25 protein-coding genes are annotated in these 26,627 nt (G+C 45.3%); 22 read left to right on the top strand and 3 right to left on the bottom strand.

The window, feature by feature from the left end; translation table 11 throughout:
* The first annotated feature begins 14 nt into the window (after nucleotides 1-14).
* The 6 genes from ACT89M_RS13735 to ACT89M_RS13760 all read left to right on the top strand — a co-directional run bounded on the left by ACT89M_RS13735 (nucleotide 15) and on the right by ACT89M_RS13760 (nucleotide 6,048).
* Nucleotides 15-917 carry an alpha/beta hydrolase gene (locus tag ACT89M_RS13735; RefSeq protein ID WP_308721856.1) on the top strand — a complete coding sequence of 301 codons (903 nt, stop codon included), beginning with the start codon at nucleotides 15-17 and terminating at the stop codon, nucleotides 915-917.
* 184 nt (nucleotides 918-1,101) lie between these two features.
* Nucleotides 1,102-2,259, top strand: a complete 1,158-nt coding sequence (locus tag ACT89M_RS13740; protein WP_487345287.1) for a type III polyketide synthase — start codon at nucleotides 1,102-1,104, stop codon at nucleotides 2,257-2,259.
* A complete protein-coding gene (locus tag ACT89M_RS13745; RefSeq protein WP_154889273.1) occupies nucleotides 2,246-2,974 on the top strand; it encodes an SAM-dependent methyltransferase in 729 nt (242 codons plus the stop codon). The genes ACT89M_RS13740 and ACT89M_RS13745 overlap by 14 nt, the downstream gene beginning before the upstream one ends.
* The gene (locus ACT89M_RS13750) at nucleotides 2,971-4,110 is read left to right on the top strand and encodes an NAD(P)/FAD-dependent oxidoreductase (RefSeq protein ID WP_154889271.1); all 1,140 of its coding nucleotides are present in this window, start codon (nucleotides 2,971-2,973) and stop codon (nucleotides 4,108-4,110) included. The genes ACT89M_RS13745 and ACT89M_RS13750 overlap by 4 nt, the downstream gene beginning before the upstream one ends.
* Before the next feature lie 178 nt (nucleotides 4,111-4,288).
* The gene (locus ACT89M_RS13755) at nucleotides 4,289-5,479 is read left to right on the top strand and encodes an aminotransferase-like domain-containing protein (RefSeq protein WP_154889269.1); all 1,191 of its coding nucleotides are present in this window, start codon (nucleotides 4,289-4,291) and stop codon (nucleotides 5,477-5,479) included.
* 305 nt (nucleotides 5,480-5,784) lie between these two features.
* Nucleotides 5,785-6,048, top strand: a complete 264-nt coding sequence (locus ACT89M_RS13760; RefSeq protein ID WP_253500458.1) for a hypothetical protein — start codon at nucleotides 5,785-5,787, stop codon at nucleotides 6,046-6,048.
* Nucleotides 6,049-6,142: 94 nt separating this feature from the next.
* On the opposite strand, the gene ACT89M_RS13765 is transcribed toward ACT89M_RS13760, so the two are convergent.
* Complete coding sequence (locus ACT89M_RS13765) at nucleotides 6,143-6,568, bottom strand: MaoC family dehydratase (RefSeq protein WP_154889266.1); 426 nt, start codon at nucleotides 6,566-6,568, stop codon at nucleotides 6,143-6,145.
* 196 nt (nucleotides 6,569-6,764) lie between these two features.
* Here ACT89M_RS13765 and ACT89M_RS13770 point away from each other — a divergent pair, with 196 nt between their 5' ends.
* From ACT89M_RS13770 to ACT89M_RS13805, 8 genes are all read left to right on the top strand, one after another.
* The gene (locus ACT89M_RS13770; protein ID WP_090915779.1) at nucleotides 6,765-7,640 is read left to right on the top strand and encodes an AraC family transcriptional regulator; all 876 of its coding nucleotides are present in this window, start codon (nucleotides 6,765-6,767) and stop codon (nucleotides 7,638-7,640) included.
* An 86-nt stretch (nucleotides 7,641-7,726) separates the two neighbouring features.
* Entirely contained in the window at nucleotides 7,727-9,004 is a 1,278-nt protein-coding gene (locus ACT89M_RS13775; protein ID WP_154889264.1) for an ABC transporter substrate-binding protein, read from the top strand.
* Between the two features lie 239 nt (nucleotides 9,005-9,243).
* Entirely contained in the window at nucleotides 9,244-10,134 is an 891-nt protein-coding gene (locus tag ACT89M_RS13780) for a carbohydrate ABC transporter permease (protein ID WP_154889262.1), read from the top strand.
* A 15-nt stretch (nucleotides 10,135-10,149) separates the two neighbouring features.
* Nucleotides 10,150-11,031 carry a carbohydrate ABC transporter permease gene (locus ACT89M_RS13785; RefSeq protein WP_487345288.1) on the top strand — a complete coding sequence of 294 codons (882 nt, stop codon included), beginning with the start codon at nucleotides 10,150-10,152 and terminating at the stop codon, nucleotides 11,029-11,031.
* 163 nt (nucleotides 11,032-11,194) lie between these two features.
* The gene (locus ACT89M_RS13790; protein WP_487345289.1) at nucleotides 11,195-12,967 is read left to right on the top strand and encodes a spore germination protein; all 1,773 of its coding nucleotides are present in this window, start codon (nucleotides 11,195-11,197) and stop codon (nucleotides 12,965-12,967) included.
* A gap of 43 nt (nucleotides 12,968-13,010) precedes the next feature.
* Nucleotides 13,011-14,126: a GerAB/ArcD/ProY family transporter gene (locus ACT89M_RS13795; protein ID WP_154958647.1), complete on the top strand. Its 1,116-nt coding sequence runs from the start codon at nucleotides 13,011-13,013 to the stop codon at nucleotides 14,124-14,126.
* Nucleotides 14,119-15,321: a Ger(x)C family spore germination protein gene (locus ACT89M_RS13800; RefSeq protein ID WP_186809666.1), complete on the top strand. Its 1,203-nt coding sequence runs from the start codon at nucleotides 14,119-14,121 to the stop codon at nucleotides 15,319-15,321. Before ACT89M_RS13795 ends, ACT89M_RS13800 begins: the two co-directional genes overlap by 8 nt.
* Nucleotides 15,322-15,391: 70 nt before the next feature.
* On the top strand, nucleotides 15,392-15,610 hold the full coding sequence (locus ACT89M_RS13805) for a hypothetical protein (protein WP_487345290.1): 219 nt from the start codon (nucleotides 15,392-15,394) through the stop codon (nucleotides 15,608-15,610).
* A gap of 126 nt (nucleotides 15,611-15,736) precedes the next feature.
* On the opposite strand, the gene ACT89M_RS13810 is transcribed toward ACT89M_RS13805, so the two are convergent.
* Complete coding sequence (locus ACT89M_RS13810) at nucleotides 15,737-17,017, bottom strand: stalk domain-containing protein (RefSeq protein WP_154889252.1); 1,281 nt, start codon at nucleotides 17,015-17,017, stop codon at nucleotides 15,737-15,739.
* Between the two features lie 178 nt (nucleotides 17,018-17,195).
* On the opposite strand from ACT89M_RS13810, the gene ACT89M_RS13815 reads away from it, so the two are divergent.
* Nucleotides 17,196-17,564, top strand: coding sequence for a hypothetical protein (locus ACT89M_RS13815; RefSeq protein ID WP_154889250.1), 369 nt, complete (start codon nucleotides 17,196-17,198; stop codon nucleotides 17,562-17,564).
* A gap of 19 nt (nucleotides 17,565-17,583) precedes the next feature.
* Nucleotides 17,584-18,816, top strand: a complete 1,233-nt coding sequence (locus ACT89M_RS13820) for a sialidase family protein (RefSeq protein ID WP_154889247.1) — start codon at nucleotides 17,584-17,586, stop codon at nucleotides 18,814-18,816.
* 124 nt (nucleotides 18,817-18,940) lie between these two features.
* On the opposite strand, the gene ACT89M_RS13825 is transcribed toward ACT89M_RS13820, so the two are convergent.
* Entirely contained in the window at nucleotides 18,941-19,366 is a 426-nt protein-coding gene (locus ACT89M_RS13825; protein WP_154889245.1) for a hypothetical protein, read from the bottom strand.
* A 213-nt stretch (nucleotides 19,367-19,579) separates the two neighbouring features.
* On the opposite strand from ACT89M_RS13825, the gene ACT89M_RS13830 reads away from it, so the two are divergent.
* From ACT89M_RS13830 to ACT89M_RS13855, 6 genes are all read left to right on the top strand, one after another.
* Nucleotides 19,580-19,888 (top strand): hypothetical protein, encoded by a 309-nt coding sequence (locus ACT89M_RS13830; RefSeq protein WP_090915790.1) that lies wholly within the window; start codon nucleotides 19,580-19,582, stop codon nucleotides 19,886-19,888.
* Nucleotides 19,889-20,100: 212 nt separating this feature from the next.
* Nucleotides 20,101-20,673: an esterase/lipase family protein gene (locus ACT89M_RS13835; protein WP_090916475.1), complete on the top strand. Its 573-nt coding sequence runs from the start codon at nucleotides 20,101-20,103 to the stop codon at nucleotides 20,671-20,673.
* 300 nt (nucleotides 20,674-20,973) lie between these two features.
* Complete coding sequence (locus ACT89M_RS13840) at nucleotides 20,974-21,714, top strand: LytR/AlgR family response regulator transcription factor (protein ID WP_154984092.1); 741 nt, start codon at nucleotides 20,974-20,976, stop codon at nucleotides 21,712-21,714.
* A gap of 1 nt (nucleotide 21,715) precedes the next feature.
* Nucleotides 21,716-23,014, top strand: coding sequence for a sensor histidine kinase (locus tag ACT89M_RS13845; protein ID WP_090915792.1), 1,299 nt, complete (start codon nucleotides 21,716-21,718; stop codon nucleotides 23,012-23,014).
* A gap of 111 nt (nucleotides 23,015-23,125) precedes the next feature.
* Nucleotides 23,126-25,177, top strand: coding sequence for a serine hydrolase domain-containing protein (locus ACT89M_RS13850; RefSeq protein WP_487345291.1), 2,052 nt, complete (start codon nucleotides 23,126-23,128; stop codon nucleotides 25,175-25,177).
* Nucleotides 25,178-25,423: 246 nt separating this feature from the next.
* Entirely contained in the window at nucleotides 25,424-26,413 is a 990-nt protein-coding gene (locus tag ACT89M_RS13855) for an SDR family NAD(P)-dependent oxidoreductase (protein ID WP_308721852.1), read from the top strand.
* The last annotated feature ends 214 nt before the right edge of the window (nucleotides 26,414-26,627 follow it).

Raw genomic sequence — 26,627 nt, forward strand, 5'->3', positions numbered from 1 at the left:
AGGAGTGGATGTGAATGGATCAACAGCAGCAGATCGCCATGGTTCAACAAATGCGTCAGCAAACCTCGGGAAATGATCAGAGTCTCCAACCAAGTCTTACATATGATGTTATTGTAAAAGAATACACGATTCCTACCTCCGCCGGAGAAACCCGGGTGTTGGTGTATGTGCCGAACCGCAAGAAGAACGAACAAGCCGTAACTTGGCCCGTGTTCTTTAACATGCATGGAGGCGGCTTTGTGCTGGGTCAGGCTGACGGGGACGACCCTTGGTGTCGTTTGATTGCAGATCGTGCAGCATGCCTCGTCGTGAACATTGATTATAAGTTAGCACCTGAACACAAATTTCCCACGGCTGTCCATGAGTGTTATGACGTCGTGAAATGGATGCATTCCAATGCAGATCAGTTCTCTGCTAATGCAACTATGTTCGCTATTGGTGGTCATAGTGCGGGAGGCAATCTGGCAGCATCGGTATGCTTGCTGAATAGGGAACGTGGGGGCGAATTACCAATACTGCTCCAAATTATTGATTATGCTGTGCTGGACGTGGCTACAGAACCCGGGGAGAAACCTGACTTTCCGGAAGCTATCCCAGCCCATGTGGCTAGAACGTTTAATGCAATGTATTTATCAAAACCAGAGGATGCTTCGAACCCCTTAGTTTCTCCGTTGCTTGCCGAATCACTCTCTAATTTGCCTGAGGCTCTGATTATTACTGCGGAGAGAGATTCTCTAGCTGAAGAAGCGCGTGCATATGCCGCGAAGCTGGAAGCAGACGGTGTAAAGGTGACCCACAAAGAGTACGCAGGGGCAGTGCACGGTTTTACACATCATGGCGATATTGAAATGGCTGAAGATGCTTGGTATTTGATGAGTGACAAGTTAAGGAACGTTTTTAGCCGCGCAGAAGTTTGATATAGAACGATGACGTTGAAGCCGCCTATGGGCGGCTTTTTTGTGTGAAGTTATAAAGTTCGTCAAACGGGGCTTCTGAGTATGTCATCATCTTAATAAAATATATAATTGGGGATTACAACTTTTTCATAAAGGGTAAGAGGTGTTAATTGCAGGTAATCATAACCAAAATCAGGAGGTTCATATGAATCTAAATAATCCTTCGAGTGATATCGCCATTCTTGGCATGGGAACGGCTCTCCCTGTACACAAGGTAGCTCAGCTGGACATTGCGGAGCTTATCGCTTCTTCACTGGTTGATCGACCGGATTTGGCGAGGTTCGCCAAGCGTATTTTCAAATCTTGTGGTGTAGAGACACGGTATACCGTAGAGCCGAGTTATCTTGGCACATTGGAAGAATGCCGTTATATCCCCTCAGGTGAACAGCCAGATATTCCAACGACACGGGAACGCATGGATACATACCAGCGGGAGGCGCTTCCTCTGGCGATCAGAGCAGCGGAAGAAGCGATGCAAGACGCGCAGATATCTCCCGAAGCGATAACTCATATGATAACGGTTAGCTGCACCGGACAGTATCTGCCAGGACTAGATGTGCAACTGATCCAACATTTCGGACTTTCTGCTCGAGTGAACCGATTACCACTTATTTTCCAGGGTTGTGCAGCAGGATTAAAAGCAATCCAGATGGCTCGTGACGTCGTACAGGGTGCTCCAGGCTCGCAGGTGTTGGTTGTTTGCGTGGAATTATGCACACTTCATTTCCAGCCGGTGCAAGATCGGGAGGCACTGTTTGCTGCGTCGTTCTTTGGAGATGCCGCTTCTGCATCCATCGTGGGTACGCCAGAAGCGCAGCACAGAGACTACCTGAGTCTGGGAACCGGCTATTCGGTGTTGCTACCCGATTCGACGGAGGACATGACGTGGAAAGTGGCCGATTATGGATATGATTTGCATCTGTCGCCACGCATCCCGAAGTTACTTGGCAATCATTTGCAAGAAGAACTGAGTCTTTTGCTGCAAAGTGAACAGCTCCCCGAACTATGGGCAATACATCCGGGCGGACGAGGAATCGTAGATTCTGTTCAGGAAGTGATGAATTTGAAGTCGAAACAGACGAAGTACAGTCGGGATGTTTTGAGAGATTACGGCAACTTGTCTTCGAATACGATCTTGTTTGTGCTGCAAGCGATGCGCATGGATATGAAAAAGCAGGAACAATCATCGACGGAAGGCGTAGCTATGGCTTTTGGTCCCGGACTTACTGCAGAATTAATGAAATTCACGTATGTTCCGGCGTTAACATCGGTCATGGAGGAGCAGGATCATGTCCTTCTTTAGAAGATTAAGCAGTCGTGCCAGAGAAGACGAACTGATGGATGACTTTTCGATGGGTGGAGAAGAACTGCGTGAAGCGTTGCGACATTTACGGCGGTTGAACAAAATATTTGCTGCTCCGGGTCCCACCGTGTCCGGTGTGGAGAAGTTATGGAAATCCGTCGGTAAGCCGGATACCCTGACACTACTGGACGTTGGTGCGGGTTCAGGAGATGTGAATCAGAAGCTATTACATTGGGCGAAAAAAAAAGGGATAGATATGCAAATTACGCTAGTGGATCTGACCGAAGAGGCTTGTGAGGAAGCAAGACAGTTGTTTCAGAACGAGCCTCGTGTTCGAGTACAGCGTGCCGATCTAACAGCGTTGCCTGATGATTCAGCCGATATTGTGACAGGCTCACAGTTCATTCACCATTTCGAAGGAGAACAGCTTGTGGACATGGTTGGTCATATGCTTCGTGCTTCGAGATATGGCGTGGTTATCAACGACATTCACCGTCATCCGGTGTCTTATAAAGCGGTATGGATTACAACCAGACTTATCTCGCGTAACCGTTATATTCGTCATGACGGACCGTTGTCGGTAGCCAAGGGATTTACAGATCAGGATTGGCAGGAACTCAAGCAGCGGTTGAACCATGACACGATGACCTATGAGTGGAAACCGTTATTCCGGTATTCTGTGGTGATTCCGCGAAAGGGAGGCCTCGTAACATGATGAAATCAACCGATGTAATCATTGTTGGAGCTGGCATTGCGGGCAGTAGTTGTGCGATCGAACTGGCCAGGCAAGGTCATCGAACGTTGTTACTCGATCGGCAACAGTTTCCCAGACATAAAACATGTGGGGAGTTCATGTCACCTGAAACGAAGGAGATGCTGGAGCGTCTTGGCATTCATCTGTTGAATCAGGAGAAGAGCCCCAGCAGTATGGATCATGCTCGAATTACGATGCCGGATGGTGGTGAGATTGAAGCACCTTTGCCTGGATTCGCCTATGGAATAAGCCGATATGAGCTGGATCAACTTCTGCATCAGCAGGCTTATACCGCCGGGGCTGAAATTTTAACGAAAGTGAATATTACTTCGATCCGGCAACTTGAAAATCAGAGTTATGAAGTCGAGGTGAAGCAGGGCAATGAACGGAGATGTTATCAAGCCAAGGCGGTTATCGGGGCATATGGCAGCAAAAAGTTGAGAGGAACAAGTAGCGAAGAAGGGGTTCGGGACGAGACGATATATGTCGGTGTCAAATCTCATTACAGAGGTATTAACATACCGGCTAGGGTAGAATTATATTTTTGTGATGGTGGTTATGTGGGCATATCCCCGATTGAAAACGACACGGTTAATGTTGCCGCATTGTTAACACTTGATTCTGTACAGGGGAGCGGCAAGTCGGTAACAGAGATTTTGCAGGCGGCCGCGATGACGAATTCAAATCTGGCGGCTCGTTTAGCAGAAGGGGAAGCCATTCAGGGAACCCAAGTGTCTGTTGCGCCTTTGCAATTGTCTCATGTCCCGGAACCGTGGTCCGATTATCCGCATATTGGGGATACTATGATGGTCATTCCACCTCTGTGCGGAGACGGGATGTCCGTTGCCCTTCGTTCTTCGATCGTGTGCGTGCGGTGGACAGATGCATACCTTAAGGACGAGGTTGACTATACCACATGGCAAAGCGAGTATACACTCGAAGCGAATCGGGAGTTCGCACCATTGCTTCGAAGAGCCAGAACGATTCAGAATCTTGCCTTCGCCAAAACCAACCGCTTTTATCCTGCTCTAGCTCGAATGTTTCCAGGATTGGCAACCTACGTTGTAAAAGCGACGAGACTGTCTGAGATGAGATAAGCTGCCGAGAGCAGCTTTTTGTCGTTACTACAGGTGTTCAAAACAAGGATTCACAACATTTTGTATGAAAAAGGAGCATGACTCTTTGGCAAATTGAAAAATGCTCGTATAATAGAGTCTAATGTATCAATAGAGCTAGAACTCAGATAGATTAGATGCCGAGAGGATGTTACTAAAGATGAATTATACCTTTTCCAACCGGATTGCATCACTGCAACCGTCTATTATTCGTGAGATTTTGAAAGCTTCTTCAGGTCAAAATGTAATCCCATTCTCAGCAGGCAATCCTGCGCCAGAAACGTTCCCGATCGAAGCGATTCGTACCTTCACCCAGTCGATTCTGGAACAAGATCCGGTTACCGCGTTGCAATATGGCATTACGGAAGGATACGTACCGCTTCGTGAAGCACTCCAGCAACACCTGGAACAGAATTTCAACACAGGTAAGCCGTCTGACCAACTTTTTATCGTGTCAGGGGCACAACAGGGGATTGAGCTTGCGTGTAAAGTGCTGTGTAATGAAGGCGATACAATTATCTGCGAAAGTCCCAGCTTTATCGGTTCTCTGAATTCCTTCCGTGCTTCCGGTGCGAAGCTGGCAGGGGTTCCGATGGAGACGGACGGTATGGACATTGATAAACTGGAGCATGCGCTGCAAACCGAGCCGAATGTAAAAATGATCTATGTTATTCCTAGTTTCCAAAATCCTACAGGTGTAACCACCAGTCTGGAGAAGCGCCAAGCGATCTATGCACTGGCTAAGAAGTATGGTGTTATGATTCTGGAGGATAATCCATACGGGGAGCTTCGATTTAAGGGTGAGGATGTGCCAACGATTAAGTCTATGGACGAAGACGGCTTGGTCATCTATGTCGGATCGTTCTCCAAAATTTTGTCGGCCGGACTGCGAGTTGGCTTTGTACAGGCGCCGCATGAAGTCGTGGAGAAGATGGTTGTAGCCAAGCAGGGGGAAGACGTACATACAGCGATGCTTCCGCAGATTCTGGCTCATCGTTTTATGACGGAGTATGATTATGCAGGGCATATCAATCTTATTCGTGATGTCTACCTCCGAAAGGCTACACTTATGATGGACAAACTACAAGAGCATCTAGGCGATGCTGTGACCTATACTCGTCCAGATGGCGGACTGTTCCTATGGTGTGATCTGCCTGCTCATGTACCGATGGTGGATTATGCCAAAACTGCTGCTGCGCAAGGTGTAGCTGTAGTACCAGGAAATGCGTTCCTCGTGAATGAGCAAGATCCGTGCAATGCCATTCGATTGAATTTCTCAACACCGTCAGACGAACAAATTGTTAAAGGTGTGGAGATCCTTGGACAAGTGTTAAGGAACTCGTTCTCGTAAAAAAACAAATTTATGACGAAGCCGCCCATGGGCGGCTTTTTGTATGATCAGATTAGCCAGTCGTCATTATTGGGTTCGTAAAACAAGCGAAGATAGAGGTTATAAGTCTGGTACAGCATTTCATAACCGAATATTTATCTGCACGCCAGCAAACATTAAAATCTTGTTCAATGTTGACAGAAGTCTACGTGGCTACTATAGATGACTTATGTGCATTGACACAGATGAGCAAAGGAAACTTATACCATCACTTTAAAAATAAAGAGGTACTGTTTCTCCAGCTGCTTACTCAGCATACTGAACAAATGTCACAAAAATGGCTTCGTTTGATGGAGCATACTTCGTCTCCCAGCGAACAGCTGCTTGAAATGGCTGATTTATTCGGAAGAGATTGTGAAAGTCCATTAATCCAGGCGCTTGAAGAGTATTCCAGAACACTTTCTAGCGAATCCGAGTCATTGACTACATTAAAGGAGATCACAGAAGTAGCCTATACTGCAATTAGGCAGGTGTTGCAGACGGAGATGAATACGCGGCTCTGCATGTCAAAGCGGTTAAGTTGCTTTTAAAGGGAATTGCTATAGGTTGACCAGGGAGTCGTCACTATTCGGTTGTTTGTAGGGTACAAACATTTTACCGAGTAGACGACTCTTTTTTAGTCTTTTAATTGTCCACCAGCGCACTCAATTCTGCCCGAAATACATTCTGGCCCTTTTGGTTATATGTACTGAGCAATACCGTCACCGTGCCATTCCCGGTTCGTCTCGGACGAAGTTCGGTGACTTCAGCGATAACGTGAAGTTCATCCCCTGGATAGACAGGTTTCAAAAATTGAATATGGTTCATACCAGTGCCAGCGATAATATGCTCACCATACACGCCAACATCGATCCATAGTCGGAACGTGACATTCAGGGTCTGCATGCCTGATGCAATCAGATCTCCGAAGCGTCCTTTTTTCGCTTTGTCCTCATCCAGATGCATATATTGCGGATCGTAAAGTTCGGCAAAATGAAGAATGTCCTCCCTCGTTAAGAGAACCGATCCGGTTTCGTAACGCTGTCCTAGTTTAAAATCGCTGAATTTCATGTTTGACCACTCCGATTTCTTTGGATTTACTTAGCATATATTAACATGCTTATGTTCAATCTCCCTAACCATTGAGATCAGAAATTTGGATGTTTGGTCCTATTTTAGATAGAATATGAGAAACGGGGAAGTACATGCAGGCATAAGTATAGAAACATGAGGCAGATGTGTATGGAAAAAAGAGGAGGCAAATGACATGGGCGTACCTACTTTTCTCGAAACAGGTCACATGGCCGAAGGGTTTCCCATTCGGTTAATTTATACAGGTGCAGAATTCAATTATGCGGCACATTGGCATGATGAAGTGGAACTTGTTATCGTGACTGGAAAACATGCACGAATCGGTGTAAATGAGCAAATTTTTGAACTGAACCAAGGGGATATGGTTCTAATCAAGCCGGGGGACGTGCATTATTTTATGCCAGGCACCGGAAGGCTGACGATTTTGCTGTTTCGGCTTGAATTGTTAACCGGGAGCTTTACGAGTGAAGCGGAGATGCAAGAGCTGGGAACACTTTTGAATCAAACGTCCATCATTCCGTCGGGCAGTCAGTCCAACCCGGGTCCTTATATTGATGCGATTGCCGTGGAGAAAACAAATCAGAAACCCGGTTACCGCTGGATTATGGTATCTCGGTTATATGATCTAATCGTCTTGTTACTACGTACCACGCCCCCGGCTTCACAAACGGATTCGTCGCCATGCTGGCCTTGCGTATCTTCCAAAAAGTTCGAGTTTCTCGAATCCGTATGCGAGTATTTGGAAGAGCACTATGCCGAGCCGATTAAGCTGGAGCAGGTGGCAGAACATATGAAGTTCAGTAAGTTCCATATCTGCAAACTATTCAAAGAAATCAAGGGCATAACGTTAATGGAATATTTGAATCATTTTCGCATTATTAAGTCGGAGTGGGCGCTTTTGTTTCGTCAGGAATCCATTTTGGAGATTGCGATCAGTCACGGATTCAACAATGTGAACTCCTATAATCGTCTTTTTAAAAAATATAATAACTGCACGCCGTCCGAATTTCGCAAACGTCATCGTTCCAATATCGCAAAATATCAAGGATGATTGACAATATTTGTGGAGAAAGCCATCGCTCAAATTCTTATACTCAAATAAATTGTAAGCGTTTCCTTTTCAGGGAGGGTACTTTTATGAAGAGATGGTTTAAGCGGTTTGTTGTACCAGTCACGCTGCTTGCAAGTTCTATACTCTTGCTCGTCGGTTGTCAGACAGGTGCATCCAATCAAGCGAAGCAACAGGAGATTACGGTCTGGAGTTTTACGGATGAGGCAGGCTATGCGATTGAGAAATTCGAAGAGAAGTATCCAGATATCAAAGTGAATTTCGTTAATATTCCAGGCAACTTTTACCTGACCAAGCTCAAATCAGCACTTCAGACCAGTTCCAAAGCACCCGACGTGTTTATGATTGAAAATGCAAATATTCGGGAACTCATTGATGTACCATATTTGGAAAATTTATCAGCTGCACCATACAATGCAAACGAGTTAATTAAGGAGCAGTACCCTTTTGTTCAGGCTAATGAGCAGGATAGTGAGGGGAACGTTCGCGCCATTGGATATCAAGGTACACCTGGTGGCATCTATTATCGCCGTGATCTGGCGAAGGAATATCTGGGTACCGATGATCCAGAGAAAGTCAGCGCCCAGATTGATACATGGGAGAAGATTTTTGCTATCGGAGAAAAGGTTCAAGAACAAAGTGGCAACAAGGTACATGCACTGGCGAACTGGAACGGGATAGCCAACTCGTACGGTGGCATTCCTTGGGTGAAAGATGGGAAGCTCGTCATTGATCCTACGTATATGAAGGTGCTTGATCTGGTGCGTGAGGCAAGGGAGCGGCGTGTACTTGGTGAGTACGAGGATGGAAGTGCAGGGTATGCAGCGTCCATGCAAAAAGGTGAAGTGATGTTCTATCCTGCGGCGACTTGGGGATTGCAGTTTACATTCAAAGCAAACGCACCCGATACCGAAGGGTTATGGGGTTTGGCACACGGGCCTTCGTCCTTCAGTTCAGGAGGGACTTACATCGCGATGTATAACAAGAGTGATCAGAAGGATGCCGCCTGGAAATTCATTGAATTTTACAACTTTAATCACGAATTTCTGACGGGACTTGCCAAGGAGCAGGATTACTTTACGAGTAACATGGTCGTGAATGACCAGCTTGCAGACTCGCTGACTTCAGCCTATCTGGGTGGACAAAAGCATTTTGAATTTTTCTCAGAGGCCGCCAAGCAGGTTCCGGTGTATGAACGCACTAAATATGACGGTATCATCAGCAATGATATCTATCGAAACTTGCTGCAGTTGTATCTAAACGGCGATATTCAGACGAAGGAAGAAGTGGTGAAACGCATCAAACGTGACGTGCGCTTAAGGTTCCCAGAATTAGAGGTAGAGTAAGTTGAACAAATATGGTTACACAAGCACTCCGATGACAGAAGAGTCTTTCAATCGCTGTTATCCCCAAATTTTTCTGATTCCCTTTCTAAAAGGGGAAAATCCGGTGATAAAGGCGACCGCTTCGCTTTTCCAGCTTTCTTCTGTCCTCTCCGTTGATTGTGTAAACGCTTAGTTAAACTTAATGGAAGATAAATTAATAAGAGCAGTCATTTTCCAGGTTGATGATTGGAGGACAGCACATGTTTGCCAAGACAATTCGAAAAGACCATTACGGGTACTACTTTATTGCTCCTTTTTTTATCGTGTTTGCCATCTTCGGACTGTATCCGATTCTCTACTCGCTATATATCAGTTTCACGAATTTCGACGGGATCACAACACCTGAGTTCGTCGGAATTGGTAACTATGTCGCGGTGCTTCAAGACCCGCTTTTCTACAAAACATTGTTTAATACACTCTTCATTTGGGGTGTATCGGTAGTACCACAACTGACGGTCTCCCTTGTACTTGCTTTTATTTTGAACGACAAGTTGTTAAAAGGACGGGATATTTTCCGGGCGGTATACTTCTTCCCTAACATCGTTACGGCTGCTTCGCTCGGTTTGCTTGTCAGTCTGATCTTTGATTGGCAGTCGGGTGGACTGAATCATTTTCTCGTGCAGACAGGGATAATTCAAGACCCGATCAATTGGAAAGATGACCCTTGGTTTATGCGGCTAATCGTGTCATCCATTCTGTTCTTCCAGTACTTTGGTTATTCAATGGTCATCTATCTGGCTGGATTACAAGGGATAGATCCAGCGCTGCAAGAAGCTGCACAAATCGATGGTGCCAAGAAAAAACATATTTTTCTGCACATCATCGTGCCGATGCTCAAACCTATTATATTGTTTCAGATTATTACCTCGATCATTGGGGGCATTCAGATCTTTGACCAGCCGTTTACGTTGACCAATGGTACAGGAGGGCCGGACCGTGCGGCAATGACCAGCATCATGTACCTATATAATGTAGCGTTCCAAAGTACACGTTTTGGTTATGGAGCTGCCATTGCATTTTGTCTGTTCATCATTATTATTCTGTTATCGGTTGCATCCTTCATCATGACCAAACGGAAGAGCCGTTCATAGGGAGGGAGAGATTGTATGCCAACTGCTAAAGTTGCCGCGCAGCGAGAAGCCGTAGTTCAACATCATGCGCTTCGTCAGCGGCTGACATTGGGGAAAATCCTCATTTATCTGTTTCTGATCACCCTCGCTGTATTGTGTGTGATTCCGTTTTACCTGATGCTGATCTATTCTACACATAACAATGCGTCGATTGCTTCAAGCTTTACGTTTCTTCCGGGTGCGTTTCTGATAGACAATTATGTGAATATGGCTTCAAAAATCAACATTTGGCGTGGCTTTGCCAACAGTTTCTTTATCGCTGGCAGCTCTACAGTGCTGTCGCTGTATATCGGTGCTTTAACGGCTTATGGTTTTGCCAAGTTTAACTTCAAAGGACGCACCGGATTGTTTCTGTTTCTGCTCGCCACGATGATGGTTCCGGGTCAACTGGCGCTAATCGGGGTATACCGGTTGTTCAGTACACTTGGCCTGCTGGACAGTTATGCGGCGATTATTTTACCCGCGGCGGCGAATGCCTTTAACGTATTTTTCATCAAACAGTTTATGGAAAGCAGTATTCCGGATGAGATCATTGAGTCGTCAAGAGTAGACGGTGCAAATGAGTTCAGGACGTTTAATCAGATTGTACTGCCCATCCTTGGGCCAGCGATCTCGGCTCTGGGGATTTTCACCTTTATCGGGTCATGGAATAACTTTCTGACACCACTCGTACTCTTTTTCTCCTTAGATAAGTATCCGCTACCCGTCTTGGTCGCTCTCGTTCAGGGCTACTACGGTATGGATTACGGATTGTTGTATCTGGGCGTAGCGATTTCGATATTGCCGATTATTGTTGTGTTCGCCGTATTTTCGAAGCAGATTATCGGAAGCGTTGCACTGGGTGCTGTAAAAGGATAGCTACTACACACAATCTGTGCAGTGGCAGTTAAATGTTAGTTTAGAAGAGAGTCGCTCACGGAGCGGCTCTTTTCGTCGTTCGGATTGCATATTTCTGGTGAAGGAAGCAAATGATATCTTTTACTGAGAATACTTGGACGAATCGGCGGAAAGGGGGGAGCCCATGAGTCAAAACAGTCAAAATACAAATACCAACTCAGGAACAAACTCAAACACGAACTCAAGTACAAATACCAACTCAAGCACAAGCACCACGGAACAACAGGATTCGAAGCAAGGTACAGAGCGGTCAACCGAACAAAATATGAAACAGGATACAAAAGAAGAAAAAAGACAAGAACAAGATCAAGATCAGCAAGAAAAAGAAAAAGAAAAAGAAAAAGAAAACGACGAAAACAGCGGAAACAGCGAAAAATCAAAACAGAATAAGGATCAAAACGCGAAGAAAAATACGGATCAGGATTCAAACGAGAAAGAGAAAGAGAAGAAGAAAGAGAACAAAGAGAACAAAGGCAAGGATCAATCGGATCAAGAAAAACAAGAAACGCAGCAGGACTTGCCCTTAACAGGAGATTTGGTTATTGATGAAGAGACATTACGCGCCGTATTTACGGACTGTTCCGATGTCATATTTCATTCATTCGAGACCGCGGGCTTCACCTCGGCACTATGTGTATATTGTGTGGGTTTATGTGATACGGAGCGGCTTGAGCGTCAGGTGCTAACGCCAGTTCAGGAGATTGGCATGGAGGCTGCTCAGGTTCCTCTATCTTCCGTAAAAACCGTTGAAACGTCGAAAGAGGCCGCAGAAGCGATATTGGAAGGAGAAGCACTTCTGTTGCTGGAAGGCTCCAATGTCGCAACAACGTATCCGCTTTATAAAGCCGCTAATCGTTCGACAGAAGAGCCTCTAGCTGAATCAACGGTTCGTGGTGCAAGGGACGGATTCACTGAATCGCTCGCAACAAATCTTTCTTTGGTTCGTAAACGGCTCAAAACACCTGCACTAAAATTCCGAACACGCACCGTTGGAGAAAGCTCCAATACCAGCATTGCACTTGCGTACGTAGAGGGTATTATTGATGCCTCTCTGGTGAAAGAGGTGGAGCAGCGACTGGATCGGTTAAGAGTCCGGGACATTCTGGAAAGTCAGTATATTGAGGAAGATATCATCGATCAGCGATTCTCTCCTTTTCCTCAAATGATTGCTACAGAACGTCCGGACGTGGTGGCCTCCAATCTGATGGAAGGGCGATTTGCGATACTGGTGGACGGAACACCGTTCACACTGGTTGCCCCTGTAACGTTGTTTTCCATGCTGCAGTCGCCTGAAGATTACTATCAATATGTGTTTATGAGCGTATTCCTCCGCTGGCTGCGATACGTATTTTATGTTTTGTCCTTGTTGTTGCCTTCGGCTTATGTCGCGATCACGACCTATCACCAGGAGATGATCCCTACAGTGCTGCTACTCAGTATCGCTAGGGCCAGAGAGGAGATTCCTTTTCCCGCACTTGTAGAGGCACTGATTATGGAAATCGCCTTTGAAGCGCTCCGGGAAGCCGGTGTTCGCCTGCCGAAACAGGTAGGTTCCGCGGTCAGTATCGTTGGCGCACTGATCATTGGACAAGCTGCAACCACGGCGGGTATCGTCTCCGCTCCGATGATTATTATCGTGGCGATCACAGGGATTGCGTCCTTTATGATCCCTCGTTACTCTGCTAGCATATCGACACGACTTCTTCGTTTTCCCATTATGATTTTGGCTGGAACGCTGGGCTTAATCGGGGTTATGTTGGGCATCATTTTGATCGTCATTCATTTGAGCAGCCTTCGCTCATTTGGTGCACCGTATCTGTCTCCGGTTGCACCAACGAATGCCAAAGGGTTGAAGGATCTGTGGTGGCGTCCAGCACCTTGGAACAAGCCGCGATAGGGATTAGATTGCATTAAGGATGTAGGAGAGGGCGGGAAGATTCATGTTAACTGACCAAGGAAGAATATCGGAGACACAGCTGGCGTTCATGATCTTCCCGGCTGTTATTGCCACTGCGATCTTGTCTGTACCTGGAATTACAATGCATTATGCCGGACATGATATGTGGTTATCTCCTATTATTGGATCGGTTATAGGACTTGCCGCCATTGGTATATCACTTGGACTAGCACGGATGTACCCCGGAAAATCGCTCATTGAATCCAGTGTGCTCGTGGCTGGTCTCATTCCAGGCAAGCTAGTCGGACTTATTTATATTTTGTTCATGCCTCATCTAACCGGGCTGATTATAAGAGAATATGGTGAGTTTATCGCCAATAATGCACTTCCGCGCACACCGATGTTTGTAATCATGGGCACGATGATGCTCGTTTGTGCGATTAATGTCAGACTTGGCATAGAAGTGGTTGGCAGGACAGCCCAGGTTTTTGTAACACTGGTCATGGCTATGCTGGGTCTCGTCTTCGTACTGCTCATTGGGGAATTGCACCCGTCAGAATTGTTTCCTTTTATGGAAAATGGGCCGATGCCTGCCGTCAAAGGAGCGCTCGCTCCTGCCGCCTGGTTCAGTGAATATATCGTAATTGCCTTTCTCCTGCCGTATGTAAATCGCCAAAAAAGAACCGCTCGTGTGATGCTCGGCTCTTTATTGACAACAACGATAGTGATGACCGTTATTAATGTGGTTTGTCTCTTTTTAATTGGAGATTTGACCGATACATTTGTTTTCCCGGTGATGATCGCTGCCCGGTACATTACGATTGCAGACTTTCTACAACATATTGAATCCCTCATAATTGCCGTGTGGATCTTTGGTATGTTTGTGAAGGTTTCCGTATTTCTATATATATCTGTGACGTCCACAGCGGAATGGTTCGGTCTGAAGGATTACAAGCCCCTAGTGAGCCCGCTTTCCTTTCTCTGTATGATTTTTTCGTTTTGGGTAGCTTCGAGCAGTTCGGGGTTATCCAGTTTGGTAAGTCCTTCAGCCAATTTGTATACGATCGCCGTTTTACTGGTTCTTCCAGGGGTGACTTACGGGATAGCTTGGGTGAAAAAGGGGTGGGCTTATGTGCGAAAAAAACGTACGGATGGCTGATCCCATGAAAAAAAGAATGATCTCTGCATGCAATACTTGGCTTCTTATCTGTTTTTGTTGCACATTACTCACGGGATGCTGGGATCGGATTGAGATTAATGATCTCGCGATAGTACTGGCAACCGGAGTGGATTACAAAAATGATCAGATCGAACTGACATCACAGATCTTTATTCCCCGTAAAGCTGGGGGAGGAGACAGCACGGGGAGTGGAGGCAGTCCAAGCGGGGTAACACTAACTCGATCGGCTGAAGGTCATACCATTGCAGAGGCTTTGAATCGCTTGCAACGGAAAGTGCCGAGAAATATGTTTTGGGGACACTGCGAAGTAATTGTGATTAGCGAAGACGCCGGAAAAAAAGGCATACGCGAATTTATCGATTTTTTCCTTCGATACCCCCAGATCAGGGAACATGCTTATGTTTTTTCAACACCTGACCCTGCCAAAAACATTCTTGCCTTGCTGGACCCATTGGAACGAAGCTCTGCGGAATCTTTGCGTGAGATGGCCAATATGAAACTAGGTACACGGATAACCGTTCTGGAACTCGCTCAATCCATTGAAGGCCCTAACCAATCTGTCATTTTGTCCCGTATGTTGACTCTTGCACCTGACGAGGGACAGGATAAATTAACAACGACGCCATATATCAAAGGACTAAGTCTTTATAAGGGCGATAGGTTTAATCGGAGTGTACAGGAGCCGTTAACCGTTGGCATTTTAATGCTTGCTAATGAATTAAACAACATCATCATGCCTGTAAATGTAGAGCCTGAGAGAGGTTCCTTTTCGATCCAGCCGCTAGAAGTGAAGACGATTTTGAAGCCGAAAATTTCGGGTTCACAGTGGAGCATGCAGGTGGATGTACAGGCAAGGGGAGAGGTGTTGTTGAATACAACCAACGGGGATCTCACAGATCCTGCTGTGTTGAAAAAGCTGGAGGAAACCTGGGCGTCACAATTGAAAGACATGGCAGAGTCGGCCCTTCGATTATCCCAGCGAGAGATGCGAACGGATCTGTTCAAGTTCGCGGTGGAGTTCCGCAGATATTATCCGAAACAGTGGAAGGAGCAGGAGAAGAGATGGGAGCAGATCTACTCTGAGCTTGATGTGGATATCCAGATTCATGCGCAGGTTGTACGTACAGGTAAATCTGCCGGGCCTCAGGGCATCCCGGATGAGCAGGGGAGATGAGCGATTAACTGTGGAAGTAATGCCATCACTCATGGGGATACGAGATATGATAGACAGAAGGTGATAAGTTATGAAAATTGCTTCTATGTTAGGTATTCTGTTGTTAGCCGGAACGATCATCTATGTGGAATGGAAACATAGCGAAGAAAAAAAAGTCCGGATGATTACAACAGGAGTCAGTGCTATCAGTGCGGTTATTGGCACGATCCTGTTATTTGATCCCCAGTTGCCGGGACCGGGTGTGATCATTAAGCTACTGTTTGGTGGTATAGATAAGGTGATGAAATGAAAAGAAAAGGTGATGGAGTATACAAAAAAAGCACGTTCCTTGTACAGTCAGTCAAGGAGCGTGCTTTTTCCTGCTTATTTTGAATTAGATTATGAAGTTCAATATAGCTATGAGAAGGTAGCTTTATTATTCCTTAATTACCGATGCTTGCACAGCAGATTGCATATCAGCGCTATACGTGCGGAATAGGCCAAGCCGCCAGAAGGCTGCACCCTTCAGATCGTAACGCTTGGCAAGTCCGAGCTTGTCCCCGACAGATGCAGGTGTCTCACTATTGATGTTGATGCCAAGCAAAATCTTTTCTTTGGGCACTCCTGCCTTGAGTGCGAGTGCAATTGCCTGATTGACCAGACTGTTCGGCTCCGCAACTTGAGCTTTGGTTCCTGCAGGATTATATTGGTAGGCCATAATGATAAGGTCATCCGCCAGCGTAGCCAGTGTTTTGTAATCATACCCTTTGTAGGCGCTATTGAGCGGAGGAACAGCCAGAGAGATGGCGATCTCTTGAGGTAGCGATTCCCTTAGCTGTTTCACATACTGATTCAGCAATTGTTGTTGCTCTACAGCGTCCAGTTTGAAGCCGAGTCCCTCAAAATCAAGCACAACCCCACCAAAGCCATACTCCTGAATGGCTGCTTGAATGCCTTCAATGGATTTTTGCCTTAAAGTGCTGTCACCCAGTACTTTAGTTAGCTCGCCATTTCCATCCAGCGCATACACCATCAAACTGGGCTGGATTTGTTGACTTGCCGCGTCAGCTACAATGGATTTAGGGGTTACTTCACCCGCGGCAGCAGGAACCTGATATTCTTTCCCTTCCAGTGTAAACGTACCATCTCGGTCAATGCGGCTCCATCCAAAAGCAACCGAATTCATAGAAGGTAACAGATCGATTTCATGGTAGGCTTTTACGGCATAGAACGCTCGGAGATGCATTTCACGTTGAGGTGATACCATAGAGACGGTTCGTGTAGCCTGATCCCAGCCTGTACGGACATCGAATTGGCTACTGAATGAACTCAGCGGAATAAGTACACGTCCTTCCCGTTGCACAGGTGCGGCAGGGAGATTCACTTTCTCTCCATTTACAGTAGCTGTCTTGCTTCCAACCTGAAGAACAACTTTCGTTGTTTTTCCTTTGGATGTGTTCACCGCGGTTATGGTCTGTGTTTTGTTGTTCCAGCTAATACCAATGCCGAGTGCTTCTCCGACCGTCCGGAATGGAACATAGGTTACTCCTTTATCAATCCGGGGTGCTGCATCGAAGGTTAAGGGTACATGATCCAATTGAACAGAGATCGCAGGGGCTGCTTGAAGTTTTTGGGATTGAGTTGCAGGTATACTGCCCATCATGGATATTACCATGGCGGCTGCCACAGCGATTTTCCCAGTACGTTGTATAAACATAAATAGGTGTACCTCCAGGCGTTGTGGTTTGGCGTAAATCTACCAAACTAATGAAATTTGGCAAATCTATCATAACAAAATTTTCATATTGTTCCAATACAAGAAAACATAGAATCTGCATAACACAAGCTGAATGGAAAGTATAGTGGAGTATATGGTGTGAAAGGAGTGTGACTCTTTGCCGAACTCTACAGGGTTTATCTACAATCCAACTTCAGGTCCGACACAGTCTACACAAATTATCGTCACTTGCATTAACGATTCGTTGAATGCTCCTGTCAGTGTTGAATTGGAGGTATTCAGGTGGGATACAACTCAATTGACTCGGATTCCTATTGGTCATGATTTAGTTGAAATCTTGCCGCAAGCAACAAGGACTTTCATCTATCCGTTGATTAATGCTGCGTTTTTTGAAGTTCAAAGTGATTTCTTTAGCGCAACCAGTACGGTAATCCATGTCTATGGCGTTGATTCTACGGGTCAGATTATACAGCGCATTCTACAATCTGAAATGACGTTAATTGACCGATTCACCAATATCCCTTAGAAGAAAAGAGGTGAAGAGAATGGCCGTTGTAAATATTACTGGTGCTTTGGCGGGAAATCAGTTTGAACCCTCTATTGCAGTAAATATTTTAAATCCTAATATTATGTGTGTTGTTGCTGTAGATACCAGTACGGGACCAACGTTAACAGGATTTTATCGCTCCATCGACGGTGGAACGACATGGTCCACAACGGTTCTTCCGCAACCCGCAGGCTATTCGGGGGCGGAAGCACCAACCATCGACTATACGTTTCCGAGCACTTTTATCGTCACGGTGCATGTGTTTAACGGGATTAATGACGGGACCATTGTAAGTTATACTTCATTTGATGACGGTGCAACTTGGCAGCCGCCTATCATTGTACAATTAGGATTTGGAACAATCGTGCATAATGATGAACCTTTCATTGCTGTAGATCGCTCTCCTGGCAGTCCATATCGAGGCCATGCGTATGTAGGTTATACACCGCTTGCAACAACTTCTTCTGCTATTTTTACTCAAAGATCTGTTGATCAAGGAATCTCGTGGGAACCCCCGGATCGACAATCGAGTCCTCGTGGAATCCATGACCGGGCAGCTTTGGCCGTTGGCTTCTCCGGTGAAGTCTATGCAGGTTATATCATTACAGGGCCAGCCAGCCCTTCGGCATTGCTACGCATATCGTATGATGGGGGAATCAATTATCAACCGCCCATAGAACGGCAGTCTACGTTCATATCTTCCGTTGTGCCGGCGCCATCGCCGCTCCCTGTTCCGAACTATAATTTTCGAGTGCAGACCAATCTGAGTTTGGCAGCAGACATATCCATTGGACCGAACAGCGGTACCGTTTATGCCGTATGGAATGACGCTCGCGCGGGGTATACCGATGTTTTGCTTTGTGAATCTCCCGATGGACTTCTTTGGTCAGATCCAATAAGCATTACTAGCGCACCGCCAGGTACACAGAACTTTTTTCCTGCCATCACGGTGTCTCCATTTGCTGGAACCATTCGGGTAATCTATTACTCCAATCAAATTGACGGGTTCCTGCTTGATGTTTTTGTTGCCGAGTCCTTTGATGGCGGAGCAAGCTTCAGTAATCGCCGGCTAACAACGACCTCCTTTAATCCGAATGGTGTCTCCCCAGTGCCAACCGTTCTAATCGGTGACTATATTACAGCAGCTACATATGCTCCGGATAACCTGGCTGCCGTGTGGATGGCTACTACACCTCCGACAGGTAAGCTGGATGTTTATTTCGGAAATTAGCTGGACATATAAAAGCCCCAAACGTGTAATCTACAATACAGATGTAGATTACACGTTTGGGGGCGCTAAGCATTACATACGAGACCTTAATCTAAAACTTAATCTAAAGCGTTAATCTTAAACATTAATCCGAAACGATAAATCCGTCGAAGCTTTCAGGACCTACCCGGACCGTACCAAGCAGATTGGTACTGATAAAAGCGGTGTAGGTGATTTGCGGAGTTACAGGCGGATTATAATCATTGGCGGAAAAAATGATGACTTCAGGTACAAGCAATCCGTTCAGACCATACGTGTGATTGGCTGAATATATGAGAGGATCTGTCGCAACCGTGCCACGGACAATCGTAATTCGGACTTGGAAGAGAGCGAGTGGAAGCTGAACTGTAATCGTTCCTTTCATAGAAACTCTTGGATTAGGACCTGCCCCAGCAGTTAGTAACCCGATTTGTGCAAATAATGTAGGTGTATTGATGACAGGAATAGGAATGGCAATGGAATTAAATGTAGCTGCATTCAATGACACCCTTGCATCAAGTAATTGGGTCATGTGATATTCCTCCTTCACATTCAGATAGAATACTATATTCAATGAGGTCACATTCGCATGGACGAGCGCTCAGGACTAGCCAAATTAGGAAAGTTAGATGGAGTATTAAAGCAATTTTGAACGTATGTTTTGACACATTAAGAACGAAATGAGAAAATACCTTTCTATGATATGAAGAAAAAACAAATAATTTGAAGTTGGAGGCATAACGAGATGAACCAGCGTTTTAAAATAACGAGATCGATGCAGGAAAACAATCCGGAACAACATATTTCTTTGGAGGAGTGCAGCACATATTTTGCTACCAAGCCGGAGTTTACTTACTCCACAGTGCTAAATATCGTTGGCGCGGAGAGCACGATGACCATTGAGGGTGACTTTTTTATGTGGGAGCATGAAGGACAACAATACCCATTCCGATTGTATATGGGGGAGTTGTACGTTGCTATTTCGAATGAAGCGATTGTTCCGGTTATGATGGAAGCGGCATCGCAGCTGCATGCGGATATTGTAGAGGGATAGTTTTCTCGTGCTCCGAGTCGTACGATGAGCCAGGCTGAAAGAGGAGAACCTCTGTATTTCGACAAAATAATTAGCAGTAAACATCATACTCCATTGGTTAAATGAGACTAAAATACCATTTATTTTACAATTTTTAAATTGTAAAATGTGGATATTCCATTTACAGGAGGATGATCTGATTGAGAAGGTTAAGACCACTGCTAATTGTTTTGATGAGTGCGATTTTTGCTTTTGCTTTACCAGGAATTGGGCAGAGTACGACAGCTTCTGCTGCCACTGCGCGGACACCCATTGTTTTTGTTCATGGATTGACAGGCTCGGACAGTAATTTTGCCTTAATTGAAAGGTATCTGCGCGGTGAAGGATGGTCGAATAATGAGCTATTTGCCATTGATCTCCCGAGCAAAGCAGGGAATCAATTGTTGAATTCTGCGGCGATAAGCCGATTTGTGGACGATGTTCTTCGCCAAACGGGGCATTCCAAAGTTCATATCGTTGCACATAGCATGGGTGGAGCTAACAGCCTGTACTATATATTGAATCGCGGTGGCATAGATAAGGTGGATAAATTGATTACGCTGGGTGGGGCGAATCGGTTGACAACGAACAGCGCACCAAGCGGCATTAAAGTTACCTCAATCTACTCCACCAGCGACACCATTGTTTCGCCTCTTTTATCCAGACTGGACGGGGCAAACAATATTTCCGTTAGTCTGGTAACTCATATCGGATTGCTCTATAACTCAAGGGTAAATGCATTGATTAAGGCCGCACTCATCGAATAGCTGTGGTTGAAGAACTTATATACTCATCCTATATTAGCGGTATTAACAAGACTGACCACTCCTGGTCAGTCGTTTTTTTTTTTGTTCAAGAGTAAGGTGGTGCTTACAACCAAGGAAGTGGAAAGATCAAAAAACAACCAAAGGATGGAACAAGGACGCATGATCACGTCGTTGTTCTTTTTACGTTTGCATTTCAGGGTAGTGTAAATGCTTTTCAATCCATTCTTAACGATCTGAGCGTGATAAGATAGTATATTAGAATGAATAAAAACGGTTTGTGTTCGAGAAAGGCGGGATGAAATGTATCAGGTAGCGATATGTGACGACGACGAGCAGCAACGAGAATTGATGAGACATATGCTGACAGCGTTCTCGCTCAAAACCAATATCGAGTTTCATATCACCATGTTCAGTTCAGGAGAACAACTCCTGGCTCATTATAAGGATCAGAGAGAGACGTTTCACCTGCTTATTCTGGATGTAGAGATGGGTGGGTTGAATGGCATACAGACGGCACAGGAAATCAGAAAACTCAAGATCATGGATGTGCAGATCATGTTTTTGACCAGTTATCCCGAGTATATGGTTCAAAGTTTCGATGTGATGACGTTCCAATATTTGATCAAACCGATTCAAGAGGCTGTGCTGGAAGAGAAGTTGATCAAACTGCATCAGTATTATCAAGCTATGGATAAAAAGTATCTGGTGATTAAATCAGATTACGATGATTTGATGTTGAAATATGAAGATATTTTATGGATTGAGGTAATCAAAAGCCTCACGGTTAAAAACAAACTAAAGGTAATTACTCGTGATAACTCTTATGAAACGAAAGGTATTCTATCGGCTTATGCTGCAACGCTGACAGAGCATGGTTTTATGCAAATTCACCGATCCGTGCTTATTAATCTAATGCATGTACACAAGTTCACGGGGGCACAAGTCACGATGCTGGATGGAACCTCTCTGCCGATAGGTCGTTCCAAAATCAAAGAAGTCAAGGATACGTATACCAAATATATGATCATGAGGGTTCAATAAAATGAATATTTTGCATCTAGTACCCGTCATTTTGTTGACCCTGCTCATGACCTTTCAAGCCAATTATTACTTTGATGCTGTGCTGGGAAAATCCAGACGTAAACCTCGCAGAACGATTTATTTTGTTGTGTTTGTCCTGCTCAATTTCTTTTATTTGGCTACGCGATTACCTTCTTTTCTTTCGACCTTGCTTGCATTGATTTTTATCTTCACTCTGGCACAATCCTACCGGGTAGAATTAAAACTGAAGATTATGTTTACGGTTATGTATGCAGCGCTGTTAACCACGGTAAATATCATTTCAGTTTATGTTTTTAGTGTGATTGACGGCATCGACTACCTGAAAGTGCCTGTCTATGGCCCGGAAGCGATATGGTTGTTCTCCAAAGTTCTGCTGCTAGGATGCAGCATTATGTTTGTTGTGATCCCCATTGTTCATCTCATTGCCAAACGCAGGAGCTTCCGGGTGCACCATAGGTCTTATCTTTTATTTTTGATCGTTACTGCGATTACGGTGTACCAGATCAATGTCATTTCAATATATAGCGAAAAAAATATCTTTTATATTTTTTCGGTGCTGGGCTCCCTTTTTCTAAACGTATTTATTGTGTATGTGTTTGATAATATCGTGGAGAAGGCGCATCTCGCTCATGAAAATGAACAATTGCAGCGGCAGATGGATTACCAGGATGCCAACTACGAGAAGACCGTGCACAGTTTCAAAAGCATTAAAAGTATTATCCACGATATCAATCAGCAGTTTCTATATATCGAAGAGTGTGTGAAACGTAACGAACTTGCGGCAGCAACAGAGCATATGCATGTTACGATGAACACCATTGAGCATGCGTACCAACGTGTGAATAGCGGTAATCTGGTCATTGATGCTCTCGTTACAAATACGCTAACCGTCGGGCAGGCAAACGGCATTCGAATCGATACCCGCATCAATCTCCATTCTCAACACATAGGCATTGAGCGTTATGATTTGTGCGTGGTGCTCGGAAATATTCTAGACAATGCTGTTGAAGCATCCAAGAAAGTACGGGTCGCCGAGGATCGTTATATCGTAGTATCTATTCATTCTACAGCTTCTGCTCTGGTAATCCAGATTATGAACCATACCGCCCAACCGGCAACGGATCTGAAAAGTGACAAAACGGATTCAGAATTTCATGGTTTTGGCCTGACCAATATATCCAGAATATGTAGCAAATATGGAGGACATATGACCATTGAGCAAGGACAAGGGTCTTTTAACAATATGGTCGTTCTTCCTTACAACACAAACAACGTCTGAACTGTCGTTCAGGGGTTGTTTTTTTCCATTCGGGGTTCTTTTCCGCAGGCCACGTCTTTGCCAGGTATGATGAGTTCATTCAAGTATATCGATCTGAAGGAGGAAATCTGAATGAAAAGGATAATTACGGTTTTATGTGCGTTTATGCTTGTCATCATGCCTGTAGCAGATGTTAAAGCTGAGGCGACAGAAAAGCAGACAACCCAAGCGAAAGCTAAACAACTTGCTGACATGCTGGTTCAGAATTATGGCGTCACAAGTATGCAATATGCGATTATGGACAAAGGTGAAATGATTTTATCTGACGGTGCTGGATTTCATGATAAGGCGAGCCAGAAAGCCGTGGACAAAGATACCATGTACGGTATAGGCTCCGTAAGCAAAATGGTGGTGACAACTGCGGTCATGATGTTGGTCGATTCTGGTAAGGTTGACTTGGACCAGCCACTTACTACGTATATTACCGATTTCAAAATGGCAGACCCCCGCTATAAAGAAATCACACCGCGTATGTTAATGAATCATTCATCCGGGTTGTATGGTTCGCAGTATGGAAACAGCATACTGTTTGATGATAACGACACACGCAATCATGATGAACTACTGATCAAACTTCAGGCCGAACGTCTCAAGTCTAAACCCGGGGAATACTCCGTTTATTGCAATGATGGCTTTCAATTGCTGGAGATTCTGGTTGAGCGCGTGAGTGGGCAAAGTTACAGTAAATATGTGGAACAGTATATCAGCAAGCCGCTGGAACTGAACTCAACGAAGACGCCACTTGATTCCTTCAATAGAGACAGGTTGGCTGAGACATATTGGCCGACGCTCAAACCTAAGATGCCAGTTGAAAATGCAAACATCATCGGCACCGGGGGTATTTATTCAACGGCTGAGGAGTTGACACAATTTGCAGAGGTGCTGATGGGCAACCGCCCGGATCTTCTATCCAAGGCTTCGGTTACTGCGATGCAAAGTCCAGAATATCGCAAAGGCATATGGGTGTCTGACGAAATCAATTCGTTCAACTACGGACTCGGCTGGGATGCAGTAGAACTTGCTCCATTCAGTGAGTATGGCATTAAAGCACTGACCAAGGGCGGCGATACGATCATGTATCACGCTTCATTAATTACGATTCCAGAGCACGACATATCCATGGCTGTGTTATCTTCAGGTGGATCTTCTGTTTTTGACCAGATGTTTGCCTCTAAAGTGTTGCTGGAAGTACTGAAGGAACAGGGCATTATTGACAACATTAAACCGGATCGCACCTTCTCTGTCCCAGTCCAGACCGAGATGCCTGCTGAGTTGAAAGATTACTCCGGTTTGTATGGAACCGTTGGTGCAACAACGGAGATTAATATTCAAGACGGAGCATTCACCTTACCAGCTATGCTGGGCGGACTAATTGCTGAACAAAAGTATGTGTATACAGGTGACGGGTATTTTACCGGCAAGGACGGAAGCGTGAAGGTGAGTTTTGTAAAGGAGCGGAACGCCAAGACCTATGTTAAAGTCCAAGGATATCTTAGCTTGCCGGGACTGGGACAGATGGGCATGAGCACGTACGATTATCAAAAGCTGGAGCCTAACAAGCTGGATGCAGTTACCCAAGAGAAGTGGGCTGCACGGAACGGTGTGAACTATTTTGCGCTGGACGAAAAAATCACATCGCTCTTCTACCTGGTTCCATCACAGCTTATTAAAAATTTTAAGGTCAACGCAGAGCATGGCTATGTAAATGGGACGCAAATCAAGGATGCCAATTATGCCGTTAATGTTGCGGAGATTCCAGTCATGAATGGCCGAGATGCATTCGACTTGGAATTAATGATGAAAAAAGATGCTGAGATTCTCACGCAGAACGGACAGCAGTACATCTCGGAAAAGGCGATTCGGCCTATTTTCAGTGGGAAATCAGGAATTGCGACTATACCAGCTAACGGTCAAGCTCGATGGTATGCGATTGACGGGAAATCAGCTGAAAAAACGATAACGGTGGATTCTCCTAAGCACGGCGGTTATGCGGTTTATGATGATCAAGGTCAGGCGCTACAGTTCTCTATCGCGACTGGTGAACAGTCCACGAAACTTCCGAAGAAAGGCTTTATCGTATTTGGAGGTAACGCCGGTGATGTTTTCCACATTCGTCTGAAATAAAGAGAATAGAAATGGTTAAATGTTTCAGTACATTTAAATATATGTATATGGATAAAGCCGCCGAATGGCGGCTTTTTTGTTCATCCTGATGGCGAATGAAGATCAATGGTGAATTTTCAGGATAGACGTTTTAAGGGGCATGATTTGACTTCGAGTTTACTCTAGGGTGTAGACTGATTATAGAAGTCCTAATAGGGATAAATACTATAAGCAGTTACAAGTGCAAATATGAAGGAGCTGAGTCAGATGAACATAAACAAAGAGACAAGAACAGTTCAGCATAACATACATTCAGGTTTTGACAAGAGTAGTACAGCGGATGAGGTAGTAAACGGACTGGATCTGTCAGGGCATCTCGCTTTAGTGACAGGCGGATATTCCGGTCTGGGATTGGAAACAACACGTGCATTGATTCGAGCGGGAGCACACGTTGTTGTGACTGCGCGCAGACCAGATGTTGCCCGTGAAGCTCTGGCTGATCTTGAGAACGTGGAAGTGGACGAGCTTGATTTGGCTGACTTGTCCAGTGTTGCTGCATTTGCGGAACGTTTTCTTGCAAGTTCACGCAGTATTGACATGTTAATCCTGAATGCAGGTATCATGGCCTGTCCAGAGACCCGGATTGGTCCGGGATGGGAAGCGCAGTTTGCTACGAACCATCTGGGACATTTCGCGCTAACCAATCAATTGTGGCCTGCGCTGGTCAGTGAAGGTGGAGCCCGTGTCGTTTCGCTTTCCTCTGCAGGACATCATTTCTCCCCAATCCGCTGGCATGATATTCATTTTGAACAGGGATACGAGAAGTTTCCGGCATACGGTCAGTCCAAAACAGCGATCAGCTTATTCACGGTAGAACTCGACAGACTTGGCAAGCAGCATGGAGTTCGTGCATTTGCTGTACATCCGGGTGGAATCATGACTCCATTACAGCGTTATATGCCCAAAGATGAGATGGTTGCTCTCGGTTGGATTGATGAATCCGGCAACGTGGCTAATCCGGGGTTCAAATCACCGGAGCAGGGTGCAGCAACCCAGGTGTGGGCTGCGACTTCTCCCAAGCTTGAAGGCATGGGCGGTGTGTACTGTGAAGATTGCAATATCAGTGAGATGGCTCCCGAAGATGGCGGTTTTTACGGCGTGAAGCCATATGCGATTGATGCAGAACAGGCGGAGCGCTTATGGGCGTTATCTGCTGAATTGACAAAGACGGATATTCCGGATAACGATCGTGGATGAAGCGGACTTCTATTCAGAAGATAGAGAAGTTTAAGAATATGTGTTAGAATGTTCAAGCGCTGCGGGTGATAAATCCGCAGCGCTATTGCTTTTTTTGATGCCGTACAATCCGAAAATGGTTGTTCATGTATAATTTAACTTGTATTCAAGTATCTATTCAGTAAACAGGCGAATATCATGATAGTATAGGGTTGAATTTCATCGGCCTGTAAAG

It is taken from the genome of Paenibacillus sp. NN59 (assembly GCF_057597225.1).

What these genes read in the sequence shown, in the direction of transcription:
- ACT89M_RS13760 (WP_253500458.1), top strand. Translation starts at nt 5,785, where the DNA reads ATGTCACAAAAATGGCTTCGTTTGATGGAGCATACTTCGTCTCCCAGC.
- ACT89M_RS13755 (WP_154889269.1), top strand. Translation starts at nt 4,289, where the DNA reads ATGAATTATACCTTTTCCAACCGGATTGCATCACTGCAACCGTCTATT.
- ACT89M_RS13750 (WP_154889271.1), top strand. Translation starts at nt 2,971, where the DNA reads ATGATGAAATCAACCGATGTAATCATTGTTGGAGCTGGCATTGCGGGC.
- ACT89M_RS13835 (WP_090916475.1), top strand. Translation starts at nt 20,101, where the DNA reads ATGAGTGCGATTTTTGCTTTTGCTTTACCAGGAATTGGGCAGAGTACG.
- ACT89M_RS13790 (WP_487345289.1), top strand. Translation starts at nt 11,195, where the DNA reads ATGAGTCAAAACAGTCAAAATACAAATACCAACTCAGGAACAAACTCA.
- ACT89M_RS13745 (WP_154889273.1), top strand. Translation starts at nt 2,246, where the DNA reads ATGTCCTTCTTTAGAAGATTAAGCAGTCGTGCCAGAGAAGACGAACTG.
- ACT89M_RS13840 (WP_154984092.1), top strand. Translation starts at nt 20,974, where the DNA reads ATGTATCAGGTAGCGATATGTGACGACGACGAGCAGCAACGAGAATTG.
- ACT89M_RS13845 (WP_090915792.1), top strand. Translation starts at nt 21,716, where the DNA reads ATGAATATTTTGCATCTAGTACCCGTCATTTTGTTGACCCTGCTCATG.
- ACT89M_RS13740 (WP_487345287.1), top strand. Translation starts at nt 1,102, where the DNA reads ATGAATCTAAATAATCCTTCGAGTGATATCGCCATTCTTGGCATGGGA.
- ACT89M_RS13770 (WP_090915779.1), top strand. Translation starts at nt 6,765, where the DNA reads ATGGGCGTACCTACTTTTCTCGAAACAGGTCACATGGCCGAAGGGTTT.
- ACT89M_RS13855 (WP_308721852.1), top strand. Translation starts at nt 25,424, where the DNA reads ATGAACATAAACAAAGAGACAAGAACAGTTCAGCATAACATACATTCA.
- ACT89M_RS13830 (WP_090915790.1), top strand. Translation starts at nt 19,580, where the DNA reads ATGAACCAGCGTTTTAAAATAACGAGATCGATGCAGGAAAACAATCCG.
- ACT89M_RS13805 (WP_487345290.1), top strand. Translation starts at nt 15,392, where the DNA reads ATGAAAATTGCTTCTATGTTAGGTATTCTGTTGTTAGCCGGAACGATC.
- ACT89M_RS13735 (WP_308721856.1), top strand. Translation starts at nt 15, where the DNA reads ATGGATCAACAGCAGCAGATCGCCATGGTTCAACAAATGCGTCAGCAA.
- ACT89M_RS13820 (WP_154889247.1), top strand. Translation starts at nt 17,584, where the DNA reads ATGGCCGTTGTAAATATTACTGGTGCTTTGGCGGGAAATCAGTTTGAA.
- ACT89M_RS13780 (WP_154889262.1), top strand. Translation starts at nt 9,244, where the DNA reads ATGTTTGCCAAGACAATTCGAAAAGACCATTACGGGTACTACTTTATT.
- ACT89M_RS13810 (WP_154889252.1), bottom strand. Translation starts at nt 17,017, where the DNA reads ATGTTTATACAACGTACTGGGAAAATCGCTGTGGCAGCCGCCATGGTA.
- ACT89M_RS13795 (WP_154958647.1), top strand. Translation starts at nt 13,011, where the DNA reads ATGTTAACTGACCAAGGAAGAATATCGGAGACACAGCTGGCGTTCATG.
- ACT89M_RS13800 (WP_186809666.1), top strand. Translation starts at nt 14,119, where the DNA reads ATGGCTGATCCCATGAAAAAAAGAATGATCTCTGCATGCAATACTTGG.
- ACT89M_RS13765 (WP_154889266.1), bottom strand. Translation starts at nt 6,568, where the DNA reads ATGAAATTCAGCGATTTTAAACTAGGACAGCGTTACGAAACCGGATCG.
- ACT89M_RS13825 (WP_154889245.1), bottom strand. Translation starts at nt 19,366, where the DNA reads ATGACCCAATTACTTGATGCAAGGGTGTCATTGAATGCAGCTACATTT.
- ACT89M_RS13775 (WP_154889264.1), top strand. Translation starts at nt 7,727, where the DNA reads ATGAAGAGATGGTTTAAGCGGTTTGTTGTACCAGTCACGCTGCTTGCA.
- ACT89M_RS13785 (WP_487345288.1), top strand. Translation starts at nt 10,150, where the DNA reads ATGCCAACTGCTAAAGTTGCCGCGCAGCGAGAAGCCGTAGTTCAACAT.
- ACT89M_RS13850 (WP_487345291.1), top strand. Translation starts at nt 23,126, where the DNA reads ATGAAAAGGATAATTACGGTTTTATGTGCGTTTATGCTTGTCATCATG.